This window comes from Marinobacter sp. MBR-105 (genome assembly GCF_053628895.1).
The window spans coordinates 1-16,437 of record NZ_JBRJHG010000028.1 but is presented as its reverse complement, the minus strand read 5'-3'; the positions used below and the strand labels follow the sequence as shown (position 1 = coordinate 16,437).

Here is a 16,437-nt window from a genome sequence, read left to right as displayed (position 1 = left end):
TGGGTGAATGGGTGTCAGATGCTATTATATCGCTCTAAGCCTTGTTATTGCAGGCTTTGGGCGTGAGTTCAGCTCGTTGAAGTCACGGATTCAGGTCACTGATAAGCAGATGCGTGCGCATTTGAGCAGATTGTCGCCCGAGCACGGCTTAATTTCTCCAATCAAGAAAGGACTCACTCATGGCAACTAAGTACGCCACGCTCGCCGAAGCCTCAGAAGCCGCTCAGCGCTTGGAATTCAAAACGCAGCCGGAATACAAGAAGGGCTACAAACAAGATCCGAAGCTGCCAGCAAATCCCAACCAACTCTATGCCGGAGATTGGGATGATTGGTATAGCTTCCTTGGCACTGAACACCCCGGTGAGAAGTACGCCACTGTCGCCGAGGCGTCCGAGGCCGCTCAACGCTTGGGATTCGAAATAAGAGATGAATACAACAAGGGCTACAAAAAAGACCTGAAGCTGCCAGCAGCTCCCGACAAACACTATGCCGAAGATTGGGCTGATTGGCCCAACTTCCTTCGCAATGAGCGCCCTAGAGAAAAATACGTGACGCTCGCCGAGGCGTCCGAAGTCGCTCAGCGATTGGGCTTCAAAACACGCACCGAATACCATGAGGGCTACCAAAAAGACCCGAAGTTGCCATCGAATCCCCAACGAAGTTATGCCGGAGAGTGGGATGATTGGTATAGCTTTCTTGGCGTTGAGCGCCCCGAGAGGTACGCGGCGCTTGCCGAGGCGTCCGAAGCCGCTCAGCGTCTGGGGTTCAAAACGCAGCAGGAATACTATGAGGACTACCAAAAAGACCCGAAGCTGCCATCACAACCCTCTGTTTTCTATGCCGAAGATTGGGATGATTGGTATAGCTTCCTTGGCACTGAACGCCCCAGTGAGAAGCACGCCACTGTCGCCGAGGCGTCCGAAGCCGCTCAACGCTTGGGGTTAAAAACACAGGCGGAATACTATGAGGACTACCAAAAAGACCCGAAGCTGCCAGGTTCTCCCAACGACTTTTATGCCGAAGATTGGAGTAGTTGGTACAACTTCCTTGGCACTGGACGCCCCGATGGGAAGTACGCAACGCTCGCCGAGGCGTCCGAAGCCGCTCAGCGCTTGGGATTCAAAACGTCCACAGAATACTTTAAGGGCTACAAACAAGACCCGAAGCTGCCACGCCATCCCGACGGAATGTATCGCAGAAATTGGGCTGATTGGTACAGTTTTCTTGGCAATGAGCGTCCCAAAGAAAAGTACGCGACGCTCGCCGAGGCGTCCGAAGCAGCCCAGCGCTTGGGATTCAAAACACAGAAGGAATTCTACGAGGGCTACAAACAAGACCCGAAGCTGACAGTAAGTCCCTTCGACTTCTATGCCGAAGATTGGGATGATTGGTACAGCTACCTTGGCATTGAGCGCCCCGTTAAGAGGTACGCGACGCTCGCCGAGGCGTCCGAAGCCGCTCAATGCTTGGGGTTAAAAACAGGTGCGGAATACTTCAGGGGCTACGAAAAAGACCCGAAGTTGCCATCGCAGCCGAATAAAACTTATTCCGAACATTGGATATCTTGGCCTCACTTCCTGGGCAACGAAAACGCCATTAATCGAGAACTGACCAGCAAATACCCCGAGTTTTGGAAAGCCATTCAGTGTTATGTAGAGGCTGGTACAGGCCAATCCAACAAATACTCACATTTGAGAGCACTCCTTAGATTTTACGTGGACAAGCTGGGCTTGGTTGACGACCCGGGAGCCATGCTGTCAAGGGATATCCCGTTTGATGAGCGAGCGTACGAAAACTTCATAAATGTCACCGCAGATACTGTAAAAAAACCACGGCATAACGCCTGTTCCGCTTTTTTCGAGTGGATTTTGGAGACTTATTGCTCTGACGAGGACGAGAACGGTGAGTTGATAGTTCTGCCCGGCTACCGCAATCCTCTTAGAACCGTTCTCAAGGGTTTGTTAGATCAGTTACCCAGTTACAAGCGCAGTGAATCAGACAAGCCTCCATTGCCCATGGATGCCATTGTACGAGCCAAGCAGCATCTGATTCCGCTAGAGGCGACGTCGTTTCGCGATCTCTATCAATTGCATCCCTTCCTCGAAGACTGCTGGTTCGGGGTTGATCCACAGTTAATTGATGACAATGACCCAAACTGCATTTATCGAGTGGTCAAAAAAGAGCGGAAGCGAGGTCGCAAGCGCTATTTTGAAGAGATGCACGAGTTATGGTCGCCCGTAAAAATTGTCGCAAACTACACATTGCTATCCATTCCGTTGCGAGGACAGCAAATCTGTTGGCTCGACAGCGGAGAGGGAGATGAATTCGTTCCGTTATGGCGTGATGGGAAGGTTCACTGGATCGAAAATCCAAGTCCGCTTGCGACCCGAAAGCGGAATAAGGGCTTTATTCAGAAAGGGAACAATGACGGTGAGTTGAGCGCCTACATCACGACGAACAAAACCGGAAAGAAATTGGGCGGCTACGATATTCCGTTCATGCCGGAAGATCTGGCGTATTGGATTATCCAGCTTCGGGAGTGGCAATCCAAATACAACCCAATCGAAGAACTGACACTGTGGACGCAAATCAACCCGCAGCAAAGGATACACAAAGACATCCTCAAAAGGCGCGGTAAACAATCGTTCCTGTTCCGCGACCCGGCCTCACACGCCTGTGATGAGAAGGCGTCGCCCATGCGTACGACAACCGCGTTTACACGAACCCTGCCTGCTCTGTTGTTCCATAGTCAGAGGCCAGGCGCGGACCTCGCTGAGAAAATCGAAAAAAAGAGCAGCGTGGATTACAAGAGCCAATTTACACCTCATGCTCTCCGCGTCAGCCTTATCACTGCCTACATTGTCGACGGCAGAGCGCCCATAGCCGTGATTTCAAAGCTGGTTGGTCATTCCTCTCTGGTGATGACGATTTACTACACAAAGGTAGGAGCCAGCAAAATGCGGCTGGAGATGGCGGCGGCTGAAAAACGGGCACTTGAGCAGAGTCATTATCGTTACGAAGACCTCATCCTCCAGAAGAAAATCGAAGAGGCGCGTCCGGAATTAATCGCCACAGACCGAAGCATCATGGATCAGTGTCTGACACCTAATTGGCCCTCTGGAGCCTTCCAACTTATGAGTTTCGGAATCTGCCCCATGAGCGGCAACAAGTGTGACGAAGGTGGCATGGCACTGGTTGAGCGGAAGGTTGAAGCACAGTACGCGCCCGTGCCCAATGGCTACCTTGGGACTCGAAATTGTCCCCAGTGCCGCTTCTTCATTACCGGCCCGGCGTTTCTGGGCGGTTTGTCGGCCATTGCCAACGAAATCATTCTGGAAATCAATGTCACCCGCAATGAATACCACGAACTCGAAGAAAAAAGGCAGACGCTCGATGACGAGCGGTACGATGCCGAGTCTTCGGGACAGTTTTTTGGTAAAGAGCGAACGCTGAAAAAGATCACCTCGGCGTATGAGGAAAAAGCCAAAAAGCTCGACATGCTTCTCACGGATCTCCAGCACTTATACCGCCTGATTTCTCAATCTACCGAACTACTGAAGACCTCCGAGACAGGCCAGCACCAGCTGATCGTCAGCGGCAATTACGTGGAAATGGAGATGCATTTGGAGGAGCAAAGCAGCGAATTTCGGTTGCTCGCTGAGGTCTGTGCCAACGCTGAGATTTACGAGAGCGCCAGTGCCTCCAGAGCACGCCCCCTGCTCAGTCAGATGCTCGACAAATTGGCGGACACCAATGGGATTGCACCCGCGATATTTCGGTTGACCGAGGATCAGCAGCTCAAAGCTGCCAATCAGGTCGTCCGGCTGATTATGCAAGTGACACAGAATAACTGGCACGTCGCTGACCAGTTGATCAATGGGCAAATCACCTTGGAAGATCTCGCCGAACCACTACAGCTAGGTGATGTGCGCCAAGAGATCGAGTCAGCCATGAACGGGTCTTTGAAATTCCCGCTAGAAATCGAGAGCTGCAATGAGTGAACCGAACGAAGTCTACGAGGCCATACTGGGCCAACTGAAAAATTCTCGTTCCAGGAAGTCCCTGGAGGCCCTTCACGCCGTTTGCAAGAAACATCATGAGTCAGGCTCGGTTGATTTCAGAATCTCAACGATTGCGAAGCTTGGGGCCAGTCGTGGCGCTCCTAGCGAGCAGACCATCCGAAACAAAACCGGAGAACATTATAGAGCGGTCATTGAGGCTTGGCAGGCGCTTGGAGACCAGAAAAAGAAAGCGATCAAAGCACAGACCACGCCCTCGGGCGAGTACGATTGGGTTGATGAGGTAAGCAATAAAACTCACCGCTTCCTCATACTCGACCTGATTTCGAAGGTCCGTAAATTGAGGGCCGAAAATAAAAGGTTTGCATCGATCAAGAAATTGGAAATTGACTACCGAGCGGGTGCTGAAGACAAATCTGAATCGAGGTTACCGAGCCTGTTGAGTCACGAGATTGATGCATTGAGAGACGCCATCTCTGAGGAGTCCCTTAAATTAAAGGGCTGGACTAAAACAGAACGCGGCAGCATCAAGGACCAAAACGGCAAGGTTGTCCTCAGAAACGGTTTTGTGGATGCCCTTGAAAAAGCGTTGAGTATCGGGAATGACTAACGGACAAGAAAAAGCTCGCGAAAACCTTGTTGCCTTTCAGCGTTGGGCCGCTACGAAAACCGATGACGATTTAAAGCAAATCGTCTTTCGGGGCCAGCTAAACCGTGGCGAAGTCGCCAACGCTATCGGTATCGGAGAGAGCGCCGTGCGCCAGAATCCGGCGATAAAATCGCTGGTCCTTAAATACCTCGGGCGAATCGCCGCTTGCGGCGAGAGGGCAGAGCCCTCAATTGAAATCGAGGCTACGTCCGTTTTTTGATAAGAAGCGGACCTTTTTTGTCGCCGAGATTCCGGGAGATTAAGCACGCTGAGGTCGCAAAGCGAACATTCAGACTGAACACTTAACGACCAGAACACGCGCGGGTTTGGAGCCTCGAAGCAGCGGAGACTCATTCGCTGTGCAGCATTTGGTTAGGTGATGATGTGGTAAGAGCCCTGTGTCAGTTATGTCCGTCACTATCTACATCTCAATGAACGATAAAAGAATCAAGCCATCCCGTTAACAAGAATGTCATTAGCTGTTCATGCATTCTTCGCCTGAATGTCACATAACACCACTACCTTAAGGCCTTCAAAATTCCGAGTTCTGGAGGCACAACCTGATGTTTAAAAGTTTAAAGCTACTCGCAAGCTCTGTTCTGTTGTCACTCTCGTTTGTAATTCCTGCTGCTAACGCCGAAACCGTCCGTTTGGCAGTCACCGACCTAGTCGGATTGGAAGAGCTACAGCGCGAGTTCGGCGCCTTTCGTGACAAGCTCTCTGAAGTCACCGGTTACGACATTGAATTTACCCCGGTTACCAACCGCACCGCGGCTGTAGAGGCCCTTCGCTTCAAGCAGGTCGATTTCGTACTGACCGGCCCGGCTGAATATGTAGTGATGCAGAATCGTGCGGACGCCAAAGTTGTTGTGGGTTTCTCTCGCCCTGACTACTTTCCGGTAATCGTCACCATGGCGGACTCCGGTATTACCAATGTCAAAGACCTGGTCGGCAAGCGGGTTGCCATGGGCAGCGTCGGTTCTGCCTCCCGTCACCTTGGCCCCATTCAGGCCCTCGCCGATGCAGGGATCAAGCCGATGGAAGATCTGGAGCTGGTGCACACCAAAGTTCCGGTACTGTGGGAATCGCTCAAGCGTGGTGATGTGGCGGCGGTTGGTATGAACCACACAGAGTTCCGTCGCCTGCGCACACAGGAAATGGAAAATGGCGGTCACCAGCCTGGCGCTTTCCGGGTAATTGCCCGCGGCCCGGACCTTCCAAACGATCTCTTGATGGCCGGCAGCCATGTCAGTGACGAGATGATCAGCCGCCTGCGTGACGGTTTCGTGAACCATTCCGATGAGCTGATTAATTCCATCGTTAACGGCGGCGGTACTGACGTCGACAAATACACCGGCATGCGCTTTATCAGCAACATCAAGGACAGCGACTACAACTACGTACGGTCCATGTACGCCACCATTGGCTACCCGGAATACTCTGATTTTGTTGGCGACTGATCGCCCCTAACCCGAACTCGCTGGGTCGTCAGCCGGCCCCGCTGTTTTTGTTTCAGATATTTCGATTCCAAGGACACCTGTTATGAATCCCGTCGCCCAACCTCTGGTGCAGCCCCGTTTTGTTGCACCCTCCATGGTATCCGACTCCCTGCAGGTTGAAGGCCTGTCGAAGCACTTCAAGGGTACCGACAAAGCGGTGTTTCGTGATGTGAGTTTCAGCATCAATGAAGGCCAGTCGGTTGCCCTGATCGGTGCCAACGGGGCTGGTAAAAGCACATTGCTCCGCTGTTGTGTCCGGCTGATTGAACCGGATAGCGGAAAGGTCAGCCTGTCTGGTGAGGATTTGTCCGGTAAATCGGGCCGGGCCCTGAAAAAAGCCCGTAATCGGGTCGGTTTTGTGTTCCAGAAGCACTGCCTTGTGCCGCGGCTGTCCGCCCTGACCAACGTGCTGCATGGCAATCTTGCCCACTGTTCCGGCCCCCGCAACTGGGCACAGAGCCTGGCGCGCCAGGAAGACCGGCAAAGGGCCATGGACTGCCTGGAGCAGGTAGGGCTGGCGGACTTTGCTTACCAGCGCTGCGACCAGCTTTCCGGTGGCCAGTCACAACGTGTGGCCATTGCGCGGGCCTTGATGCAGGAGCCCAGCATTCTGTTCGCCGATGAACCCACTGCCAGCCTGGACCCGCAATCCGGCGAGCTGGTGATGGAGTTGTTTGCCCGTTTGTCGCGGTCACGCAATTTGACGGTGTTTTTTGTTTCCCACCACGTTGAGCATGCCCTGCACTATGCCGATCGCATTCTGGGGCTACGCTCATCGGAACTTCAGCTGGACAGCCCCAGCCACTCAGAGAGCACCGCCAGCCTGAGAGAATTCTATGCCTGAGCCAAGCCAGATTCATCCTGCATCACCCCTGTTAAGGGGGCGTTTTCAAAGGCCATCCTGGCTGCGCAGTGGCCTTTTTGCGCTGTTTCTCGGGTTCTTTCTGTGGTCGCTGGCCGGTGCTGGTATGTCCCTGCAGAGCCTAATACAGGGCCTGCCCAATATGGGAACCATTGTCGGGGAAATGTTCCCGCCGGCCACAGACCGTGCCCAGCCCATCTTCGAGGCAATACTGGTTACCTTCCAGATGGCCCTGGTGGGCACAGGCATTGGCGTGATTCTGAGTGTACCTATGGCGCTGCTGGCAGCGCGCAATACCTCACCCCATCCGCTGGTGCGCTATGTCACCCGCTCAATCATCAGCTTCGTGCGTACGGTGCCGGACCTGGCATGGGCCCTGTTTTTTGTGGTGTCTGTTGGTCTTGGCCCGTTTGCCGGCACCCTGACCATCATCGTAGACACCATCGGCTTCTGTGGCCGTTTCTTTGCTGAAGCTTTCGAAGAAGTTGACCCCGGCCCATCGGAGGCACTGGATTCCATTGGCTCACGGCCTCTGGACCGTATCGCGGTGGTGCAGATCCCCGGCGCGCTGCCCAGCATGATCAACACCGGTCTGTTTTCTCTTGAAAAAGCCGTGCGCTCATCGGTTGTGCTTGGGTTGGTGGGCGCCGGCGGTATTGGCGCTGAACTTGCCGTTTCCATGGAGATGTTCCGCTACGACCAGGCCGCTTTCATCATTTTCTCAATCTTTATTCTTGTTTATCTGGTCGAGCATTTTTCCTCTCGCATGCGCGAACGGCTGCTGACCCAAATTCGATAGGACGTAAACAGTATGAACAATTCCACTCAGACAGCTCCGGACTCCGGTAACACCCTGGTGATCAGCAATGTGCACCTGCTGTTATCTGACGGCTGGAAAAATGACACCTGCCTGCAGGTGACTGATGGCGTTATTACCGCCATTGGGCAAGACGTTGTGCAGGGTAACAGCCAGGTTATTGATGCCGGCGGCGGCTATTTGCTGCCCGGGATTATTGACCTGCATGGTGATGCTTTCGAGCGCCATATCACGCCCAGGGCCGGCACCTTGTTTCCGCTTGACCTGGCACTGGCCGCCAACGATGCCAGCCTGGTTGCCAATGGCATCACCACTTTCTATTACAGCATCACTGACGGGTTCGAACCCGGCCCCCGCAGCCGGGAAACCGTGCGCAAATTGTTGCTGGCGCTGGAAGAATTGATGCCCAGGTTCAGCTGCCAGGCCAAAGTGCACATCCGCCATGAGAAAGTGAATACCGAAGGCCACGACGAATTGGTCGATTGGCTCCGCAATGGGCGCGTTCACATGCTGTCGCTGAACGACCATCTGCCGGAACTTGATAATGAACGCGCCGTAAAACGGTATCTTGCCGGCCTGCAGCGCCGGGTGACCATGGACGACGATGCCACCCAGGAATTTCTCAGCAGCCTGCAGGGCCGCCGGGAACTGGGCGAGGAACAGACCCGCGCGCTAGCCAGCCTGGCGCTGGCATCAGGTGTCAGCCTTTCGTCCCACGACGATCACGGCCTGGAAGACGTTGCCCGCAACGTCCAGCTGGGTACTGCGATTGCAGAGTTCCCGATGGATGCACAAACCGCCCTGGAGAGCCGCAAGTCCGGCATTTCAGTATTGATGGGCGCACCCAATCTGGTTCGGGGCGGCTCCCATGTTGGCGCGATCAGCGTGCGGGACGCCATTGCCGAGGGCCTGGTAGATATTCTGTGCAGCGATTATCACTACCCCAGCCTGTTTACCGCACCGTTTGTCACAGCCCGGCACGATCTCCTGCCGCTGGCGGATGCCTGGAAAATGGTCAGTGAAAACCCGGCCCGGGCAGCCGGTATGGGTGACCGCAAAGGCCAAATCGCACCGGGTTATGACGCTGACCTGTTGTTGCTGAGTGAACTGGATGGTTCGCCCCTGTCTTTGCAGGCAACGTTTGTGGGCGGAACCCCGGTGTACCAGCGCGAAGGCCAGTGGCAAAAACAGCCGTTAGCCGCTGAAGCTGGCGGGGTGGTGGTGTAATGGCAGGGCCAGAAACAGCGGGGCAGCAGCAGGCCCTGGCGCCGCGCCATCAATGGCCGCGGTGCCTGCTTGCTGTGGATGCCCGTGAAGTCAGAGCGGCGGCAGAGCAATTTGAACAGGCTTTCCTGATTGAAGACGTGCAGCTGCCACAGTCCGGGCTGGGTCTGATGAAAATCCGCGACGGCGCAATGGGCGAGCTGTATTTCCCGGGAGAAATACCTCTGGCCACGGCGAGGGTTCGAATGCTTGCGGCAGACCAAACCTGGTATGAAGGTGCCGCCCAGGTGATGGACGACCGCGCCAGCCTTGCCAGGGCCATTGCGGTGCTGGACGGGGTGCTGGCCAATCAACTGCCGGGACACGAGACCCTTATCCCGCTGTTGCAAAAGGGCCAGAATCGTCTCGCAGCACAGGCGAAAGAGCGTAAGGCGCTGCTGGAAACCACCCGGGTGAATTTCTCGTCGCTGGGCCATTACGAGGAGGACGGCCATGCCTGAACCATCTGCTGCGGCACAGTCGCAAACGCAACCGGCGGGGCCGGATCTCCTGCGGTTCTGGCACCCAGGCACGCAACAGGCGCTGTTCCGGAATTTGTTGAAAGCCTTCAGCTACCCCGGTGAATCAGTCTGGCTGGCGGACACAGACAGTGCGGTGGCCATACTGGCGACGCTGGTAGACGCGGAAACCACGCTTGCAGACCCTCATCAGCTGTTGAGTGACCTCACCAGAACCCGCCTTAATGCACACCTGACTGACCCGGAACGGGCCGGTTATGTGATTGTCCGGGGTGACCTTGAGCCTGATTTTGCGCCACAGCTGGGCAGCCTGGAATCGCCGGAGACCGGTGCCACTGTGGTGGTGGTTGTGAATTCCCTGGTGGACGGTCCTTGCTGGCAGCTTTCAGGCCCCGGTATCAGGCAATCCCGGCGCATCAGGATTGGCGGCCTGGATGGGTCCTGGCTCAACGCACGAAACAACTGGTGCAGCGGCTTTCCCCTGGGCGTTGATCTGATTCTCACGGATCAACAGCATTGCCTGGCGCTGCCGCGCACCACGCTGATTGAAGATACGGGGGCAAACTGATGGGTTATGTTGCGATTAAAGGCGGTGGAAAAGCCATTGCCGGCGCCCACACTGCCGTAGAAAGCCTGCGCACAGCCGAGGGTGAGGGTGGTTCTTCCCTGCCGTTGGCTTCCATTGAACATCAACTGCGCCTGCTCACATCCCGGGTGGTCTCCGAAGGTGGTCTTTACCACCCGCGGCTTGCAGCCCTGGCCATCAAGCAGATGCAGGGTGACACCCTTGAGGCGGCTTTTGCACTGCGGGCCTACCGCTCCACCCGGCCCCGGCTGATGGAAACCCCTACCCAGTCCACCTCCGGAATGCGGCTGATCCGGCGAATCTCCAGTGCCTTCAAGGATATTCCCGGTGGGCAGATGTTGGGGCCAACCATGGACTATGCCTTGCGGCTGCTCAGGCTGGATCTTGCCGATGAGTCGCCGGAAACCTTTCGTCAAGTTTCGCGTCGGTTCATCAAGGATGCGCCCGACAGCGACCTTCCCGACAGTTTCCCGAAAGTGGTTGACGCGCTGCGGGAAGAGGGCCTGTTGCCACCGCAACCGGACAGGCCGGATAGCCCTTTCGATATCACCCGGGAGCCACTGGTTTTCCCGGTTCCGCGATCGGCGGCGCTGGCCACCATGGCACGGGCGGAAACCGGATCCTTGCTGGCGCTGGCCTATTCCAACGTGCGCGGGTACGGCAATGTGCACCCCACCATCGCAGAACTGCGGGTAGGTTACGTACCGGTGACGCTGCCGCATCCGATAACCGGCGAGCCCACGGAAGCCGGGGAAGTCCTGATGACAGAGTGCGAAGTGGTGGCGACCCAGGAGGGCGCTGGATCCGGTGCGCCGCCGTTGTTTTCGCTGGGCTATGGCGCCTGTTTCGGCCACAACGAAGTAAAAGCCATTGCCATGGCCATTCTCGACCGGGCGTTACAGAAGGGTATGCAGGACGGCGCTGACTGCCCCTCGGAAGACCCTGAATTTGTGCTGTTGCATGTAGACGGGGTGGATTCGATGGGCTTTGCCAACCACTACAAAATGCCTCATTACGTGACATTCCAGTCGGAAGTGGACCGCCTGCGGACCACCCAGGAAAAAGATCCGGCACACACAAAAGCAGCACATGGAGCGGAATCATGAACCCGGGTTACGAGCTGCCTGTTGATGATGTGAACTACAACTTTGCCTTCCTGGATGAATTCGCCAAGCGTGAAATCCGCCGAAACATTCTGAAAGCCATTTCGATTCCCGGCTACCAGACACCCTATGCCTCGCGGGAAATGCCCATGGGGCGGGGGTTTGGTACCGGTGGCCTGCAACTGACCCTGTCATTGCTCGGCGCCGGTGACACCCTGAAAGTGATTGACCAGGGCGCCGATGATTCCGTGAACGCCGTTAACCTGAGGCAGTTTGTGGAACTGACCTGCCCGGGCGCCAACACCACCGAACGGGCGGCCGAGGCGAATATCATCCAGTCCCGTCACCGGATACCGGAAGATAAGCTGAGCGCCGACCAGATACTGGTGCTGCAGGTCCCAACACCGGACCCGCTGACCATCGTGGAACCGTCCGAGGCGCGCCGGAAAATCATGCACGGCGAGGGGGACTATGCGCCACTTCTGACTAGGCTGTACGAAGACATCGTCCAGTTTGACGAAATTGCCATATCCAACCGCTATCCGACCCGGATCAATGGCCACTATGTGATTGATTCCAGCCCTATCCCCCGTTTCGATGTGCCGAAAATGCACCAGTCTGCCGCGCTTATCCTTCTGGGGGCCGGGCGGGAACGCAAGATTTATGCGGTACCACCGTTCACCGATGCGGTTCCGCTGGCCTTTGAAGACGTCGCCTTCCGCACCGAGGCCTTCCTGGACTCGAAGGGCAACCGGCGCCATTGCGATCGCTGCAACAGTGTCACCTCCTATCTGGATGAAATCATCCACCCTGACGGGTCGCGCCACTGGCAGTGCTCTGATACCGGCTACTGTAATGATCGGTGTGCCCAGCTGAAGAATGCAGAGTGCGAAGAGGCCAGGCCATGAAGAAAATACTGGAAGTACGGGGGCTGAGCAGGATTCACGGCCCGGGCTGCCCGTTATGTTTCGAAAATACCGGTGCCGAGGCGGAAACCAATGTATGCGTCAGCTGTGGCTCGGTGGTGGCGGCTCAGAATGTCAGCCTCGATCTTCATCAGGGTGAAATCCTGGGTATTGTGGGCGAATCCGGCAGCGGCAAGTCCACGGTGGTCAAAACCCTGTTTTTCGACGCCGAACCCAGTGCCGGTGAAGCCCGTTTTTTCGATGGCGACCAGCAGCTGGATCTGTTTTCCCTGAACGCTGCCCGTCAGCGCTGGCTGCGCAACCACCGGTTCGGCATGGTGTACCAGAACCCCAACCTTGGCCTTAATTTCAACGTGTCCGCCGGCGGCAACATTGCCGAACGTTTGCTGATGAGTGACGTGGCGAATTACGCCAGCATCCGCCAGCGCGCCCGGGATCTGCTGACTCGCACCGAGGTACTCGGCGAGCGGATGGATGAATCCCCCCGCCGGTTTTCCGGCGGTATGCAACAGCGCGTACAGATCGCCAAAGCCCTGGCAACCCGCCCTCCGTTGCTGTTGCTGGATGAAGTGACGACCGGGCTGGACCTGTCCGTGCAGGCCCGCATTCTGGATCTGATTCTGGAAATCCAGCATGAACTGAATACCGCGATGATTGTGGTCACCCACGACCTGGGTGTTATACGGCTGCTGGCAGGACGAACCCTGGTGATGAAGTACGGCCAGGTGATCGAAAGCGGCCTGACCGATCAGGTGCTGGAAGACCCCCAGCACGCCTACACCCAACGGTTAGTGGCGTCTGCCCTTTAAGGAACGTCTTTTTATGAAGCCTCTTCTTGATATTGATGGCCTCAGCAAACATTTCCAGCTGCACGAACAGCAGAAGCTGATCCCATCCTGCAGCGCCGTCAAAGTGACGGTTTATCCGGGCCAGCTAACGGCACTGACAGGGCCGACGGGTTCAGGCAAGTCCTCCGTGCTCAAATGCATTTTCCGCACCTACCTGCCAAGTTCCGGGCGCATTCTGTATCGCGACCAGGAGGACAAAGTCACCGACCTGGCGCAGGCGTCCGAATACCGGATATTGCAGTTACGGCGCCGGGACATAGGCTTCGTGACCCAGTTTCTGCATTGCCTGCCCCGCAAAAGCGCGCTCGACATCACCATAGAGCCATTGCTGGCCAGGGGCGTCAGCCACCAGGAGGCCCAGAGGCGCGGGCGTGACCTGCTGGCACAGCTGCAGGTGCCAGAGCGTTTGTGGGGACTTCCGCCAGCGACCTTTTCCGGCGGGGAAAAGCAGCGAATCAATCTGGCGCGGGGGTTGGTTGCCCGGCCAAGACTGCTGCTGCTGGATGAACCAACGTCCAGTCTGGATCCCGGCACGACACAGAGCGTGGCCGAGCTGATTGAGACCATCAAGCAGGAAGGCGTTGGCATACTGGCGATATTCCATCACCCGGATCTGGTTCGGCGCCTGGCAGACGAGACTATCAGGCTACAGGCGCCTGCGCCGGTGATGCCGGAACCATGCTGACCGGGCTTCAGCGGGCGGCGTTTCCGCTGGCCATTGCGCAAACACTGACCTGGGCGTCGCTCTACTACAGCTTCCCAGCGCTGCTGCCGACCTGGCAGGCGGCGCTGGGCTGGTCAAAATCGGAATTGTCCGGGGCATTTACGCTGGCGCTGGTGGTTTCCGCCATAGCGGCACCTCTGGCTGGCTCCCTGATTGATCGCGGCTATGGGCGCGCTGTTCTGGCAGGGGGCATGGTGTTGGGTGCCTTGCTGTTGGTGGCCTTGCCAGAGGTCAGCGAGGTGTGGCACTTCTACCTGATCTGGGCGGGTATCGGCCTGGCCATGTCGGCGAGCCTCTATGAAGCCTGTTTTACGGTGATCACACGGGTCATTGGCAGCCAGGCACGGCAGGTGATTACCGTAGTGACTCTGCTTGGCGGGTTTGCCGGTAGTCTGGCATTTCCTGCGGCACATCTGATGGCGGAGGCCTTTGGCTGGCAGGCCGCGGTCAGAATAGGCGCGGCAGTGGTGCTATTTGTCAGTGTGCCTTTTGCCATTTTCGGCCTGGGTTGCCTTCGCCCCTTTACCGAAACGCTGGAGCCTGCAAAGCCCGGAACCTCCGGTAAAATCATGGCACAACCCACCTTCTGGATGCTTGGCGTTGCCTTCTGTGCCATCGGGCTGGCCCATGGTGCCATTCTGACCCACCTGTTATTCATTCTTCAGGAGAGCGGTTTGTCGATATGGCTTGCAGTGGTTGTGGTGTCGATGATTGGCCCCATGCAGGTGGTGGGCCGGGTGTTCATGATGCTAACCGCGGGTCGGGTCAGCACCTTCGGCGTTGCGGTTGCCTGCTACACGCTGATGATCATCGCGACGGCGGCCCTGCTGGCAACCCACTTCAATATCTGGATGGCGTTCGTGTTTGTGGCTTTCCACGGCGCCGGATACGGTGTGGCCAGCATTGTAAGGCCGGTGATAACGGCGGAGTTGCTGGGCCGGCAGAGCTTTGGTGCGGTTTTCGGGATGCTGGCCATTCCTTTCATGATGGGTTTTGCGCTGGGGCCGACCGCAGCTGCGGTGATTTCCGAGCTTGCCGGATACAACACGGTCATTGCTGGCGCCGGCGTCATTCTGGCCGGTGGGCTGATAGCCATTATTGTGGCCCGGCGCATGGCACCCACTAATACTGATTTTCATGGGGCAAGGAGGGCTGAGGTATGAAAGGGCGACTGATATACGTCATTGGCGCCTCTGGCAGCGGCAAGGACACGCTAATCAAAGCCGCGGCCACTGCCCTGGCAGAGCATTCCGATATCCGCTTTGCCCGGCGCTGTATTACCCGCCCGGCTGACCCGGATGGGGAAAACCACCTGCCCATCAGCCGGGAGGCGTTTAACGCCCGGGCGCAGCAGGGGCTTTTTGCCATGCAATGGTCGGGTAACGGGCACGACTATGGTATTGGTGTGGAGATTAATACCTGGCTGAAAAACGGCAACACCGTTGTGGTGAACGGCTCAAGGCAGTGGCTTGCACAAGCCTTTGCCCGCTATCCGGGTCTGGTTCCGGTGTTGATCGAGGTGTCAACCTCGGTACTGCGCCAACGACTGCAAAAGCGCGGCAGGGAATCGGCCGCAGAAATCGAGGCCCGCCTGCGGCGGCATCAGCAGATCCAGTCGCCAATTGAACACTGCATAGTGATCAATAATGATGGCGCTTTGAGTGAAGCATCACGGGCATTTATCGAAGTAATCCGCCAACCGGTCAGAGGCACAGCATTATGCAGATAACTTTCACGGGAACAGCTGGCGCCGGTGGCGTGCCACGTTACGGCTGTGAATGTGCGGCCTGTGTTCGCGCCAGGCAGCAACCGGAATACCAGCGCCGCCCCTGCTCGGCACTGATTGAAACGGATAAGGTGCGGTTGTTACTGGATGCCGGCCTGATGGATATACACGACCGGTTTCCGGCGGGCCGTCTGAATGCCATTGTTCTGACCCATTTTCATGCAGACCATGTTCAGGGGCTTTTTCATTTGCGGTGGGGCAAAGGTGCGCAGCTTCCCGTGTTCTGCCCGCCTGATCCTGACGGCTGTGCCGATCTGTATAAAAACTCCGGAATACTGGATTTTCAGCACCTTGAAGCCTTCAGGCCATTCGAAATCGGTGATCTGAAAATCACGCCTTTGCCGCTGAATCACTCGAAAATCACCTACGGCTACGCCATCGAAACTGCTTCCGGGCATCGGTTTGCCTACCTGACCGATACGGTCGGTCTGCCAGAAAACAGTATGCACTTCCTCAAGTCTTGGGGACCTTTTAGCATGGCGTTAGATTGCAGCTATCCCCCAAAGGTTCACTCTCCCGCCAATCATAATGACTATAACCTTGCCTTAGATATCATAGACAATGTCAGGCCCCAGAAAAGTTGGTTAACTCACCTAAGTCACGAACTGGATCTTTGGCGAATTGAAAATAATTGCAAACTGGAGAGTAATCTCGCCTGGGCAGCTGACGGTCTGATTGTGCAAGTTTGAAGGACGTCTGCGGCAAGCCCCCGATACTGAGAAAGAGTTCCGACCGGTACAAACTGAGCTCAAACTTTGATCGCCGCGAATGTTCGCTTTTGTGTAGTGGTCAAGTGTTTTAGGCCACCGTCTTTTGAGTTTTCCAGTAGGCCTTCTCTGCCACATTCGGCGGCAATCCACCGTTGTGTTTGTGCGG

The 16,437-nt window shown here is 56.3% G+C and carries 16 protein-coding genes; all 16 read left to right on the top strand.

The annotated features are described in order from the left end of the window. Window positions 1-179 precede the first annotated feature (179 nt). The 16 genes from gmtZ (at window position 180) to phnP (ending at window position 16,250) form a co-directional block, all read left to right on the top strand. Window positions 180-4,001 (top strand): gamma-mobile-trio integrase GmtZ, encoded by a 3,822-nt coding sequence (gmtZ, locus tag ACSSVV_RS20340; RefSeq protein WP_011783464.1) that lies wholly within the window; start codon window positions 180-182, stop codon window positions 3,999-4,001. After that, window positions 3,994-4,629, top strand: coding sequence for a gamma-mobile-trio protein GmtX (gene gmtX / locus ACSSVV_RS20335; RefSeq protein ID WP_454106926.1), 636 nt, complete (start codon window positions 3,994-3,996; stop codon window positions 4,627-4,629). Before gmtZ ends, gmtX begins: the two co-directional genes overlap by 8 nt. Beyond that, on the top strand, window positions 4,622-4,888 hold the full coding sequence (locus tag ACSSVV_RS20330) for a hypothetical protein (RefSeq protein WP_011783462.1): 267 nt from the start codon (window positions 4,622-4,624) through the stop codon (window positions 4,886-4,888). Before gmtX ends, ACSSVV_RS20330 begins: the two co-directional genes overlap by 8 nt. Window positions 4,889-5,231: 343 nt before the next feature. Then, on the top strand, window positions 5,232-6,128 hold the full coding sequence (locus tag ACSSVV_RS20325; protein ID WP_454106925.1) for a phosphate/phosphite/phosphonate ABC transporter substrate-binding protein: 897 nt from the start codon (window positions 5,232-5,234) through the stop codon (window positions 6,126-6,128). Between the two features lie 82 nt (window positions 6,129-6,210). Next, window positions 6,211-7,011 carry a phosphonate ABC transporter ATP-binding protein gene (locus tag ACSSVV_RS20320; RefSeq protein ID WP_454106924.1) on the top strand — a complete coding sequence of 267 codons (801 nt, stop codon included), beginning with the start codon at window positions 6,211-6,213 and terminating at the stop codon, window positions 7,009-7,011. Continuing rightward, on the top strand, window positions 7,004-7,828 hold the full coding sequence (phnE, locus tag ACSSVV_RS20315; protein ID WP_454106923.1) for a phosphonate ABC transporter, permease protein PhnE: 825 nt from the start codon (window positions 7,004-7,006) through the stop codon (window positions 7,826-7,828). Before ACSSVV_RS20320 ends, phnE begins: the two co-directional genes overlap by 8 nt. Window positions 7,829-7,840: 12 nt before the next feature. Beyond that, on the top strand, window positions 7,841-9,073 hold the full coding sequence (locus ACSSVV_RS20310) for an alpha-D-ribose 1-methylphosphonate 5-triphosphate diphosphatase (RefSeq protein WP_454106922.1): 1,233 nt from the start codon (window positions 7,841-7,843) through the stop codon (window positions 9,071-9,073). After that, window positions 9,073-9,570: a phosphonate C-P lyase system protein PhnG gene (phnG, locus tag ACSSVV_RS20305; RefSeq protein WP_454106921.1), complete on the top strand. Its 498-nt coding sequence runs from the start codon at window positions 9,073-9,075 to the stop codon at window positions 9,568-9,570. Before ACSSVV_RS20310 ends, phnG begins: the two co-directional genes overlap by 1 nt. Then, entirely contained in the window at window positions 9,563-10,156 is a 594-nt protein-coding gene (gene phnH, locus ACSSVV_RS20300; RefSeq protein WP_011785754.1) for a phosphonate C-P lyase system protein PhnH, read from the top strand. Before phnG ends, phnH begins: the two co-directional genes overlap by 8 nt. Then, the gene (locus tag ACSSVV_RS20295) at window positions 10,156-11,280 is read left to right on the top strand and encodes a carbon-phosphorus lyase complex subunit PhnI (protein WP_454106920.1); all 1,125 of its coding nucleotides are present in this window, start codon (window positions 10,156-10,158) and stop codon (window positions 11,278-11,280) included. The genes phnH and ACSSVV_RS20295 overlap by 1 nt, the downstream gene beginning before the upstream one ends. Then, the gene (locus ACSSVV_RS20290; protein ID WP_454106919.1) at window positions 11,277-12,185 is read left to right on the top strand and encodes an alpha-D-ribose 1-methylphosphonate 5-phosphate C-P-lyase PhnJ; all 909 of its coding nucleotides are present in this window, start codon (window positions 11,277-11,279) and stop codon (window positions 12,183-12,185) included. Before ACSSVV_RS20295 ends, ACSSVV_RS20290 begins: the two co-directional genes overlap by 4 nt. After that, entirely contained in the window at window positions 12,182-13,012 is an 831-nt protein-coding gene (locus ACSSVV_RS20285; RefSeq protein WP_011783355.1) for an ATP-binding cassette domain-containing protein, read from the top strand. The genes ACSSVV_RS20290 and ACSSVV_RS20285 overlap by 4 nt, the downstream gene beginning before the upstream one ends. 13 nt (window positions 13,013-13,025) lie before the next feature. Then, window positions 13,026-13,736: a phosphonate C-P lyase system protein PhnL gene (gene phnL / locus ACSSVV_RS20280; RefSeq protein WP_011783356.1), complete on the top strand. Its 711-nt coding sequence runs from the start codon at window positions 13,026-13,028 to the stop codon at window positions 13,734-13,736. Beyond that, window positions 13,730-14,938, top strand: coding sequence for an MFS transporter (locus ACSSVV_RS20275; RefSeq protein ID WP_011783357.1), 1,209 nt, complete (start codon window positions 13,730-13,732; stop codon window positions 14,936-14,938). Before phnL ends, ACSSVV_RS20275 begins: the two co-directional genes overlap by 7 nt. Beyond that, a complete protein-coding gene (gene phnN / locus ACSSVV_RS20270; protein ID WP_454106918.1) occupies window positions 14,935-15,504 on the top strand; it encodes a phosphonate metabolism protein/1,5-bisphosphokinase (PRPP-forming) PhnN in 570 nt (189 codons plus the stop codon). The genes ACSSVV_RS20275 and phnN overlap by 4 nt, the downstream gene beginning before the upstream one ends. Beyond that, window positions 15,495-16,250: a phosphonate metabolism protein PhnP gene (phnP, locus tag ACSSVV_RS20265; RefSeq protein ID WP_454106917.1), complete on the top strand. Its 756-nt coding sequence runs from the start codon at window positions 15,495-15,497 to the stop codon at window positions 16,248-16,250. The genes phnN and phnP overlap by 10 nt, the downstream gene beginning before the upstream one ends. The last annotated feature ends 187 nt before the right edge of the window (window positions 16,251-16,437 follow it).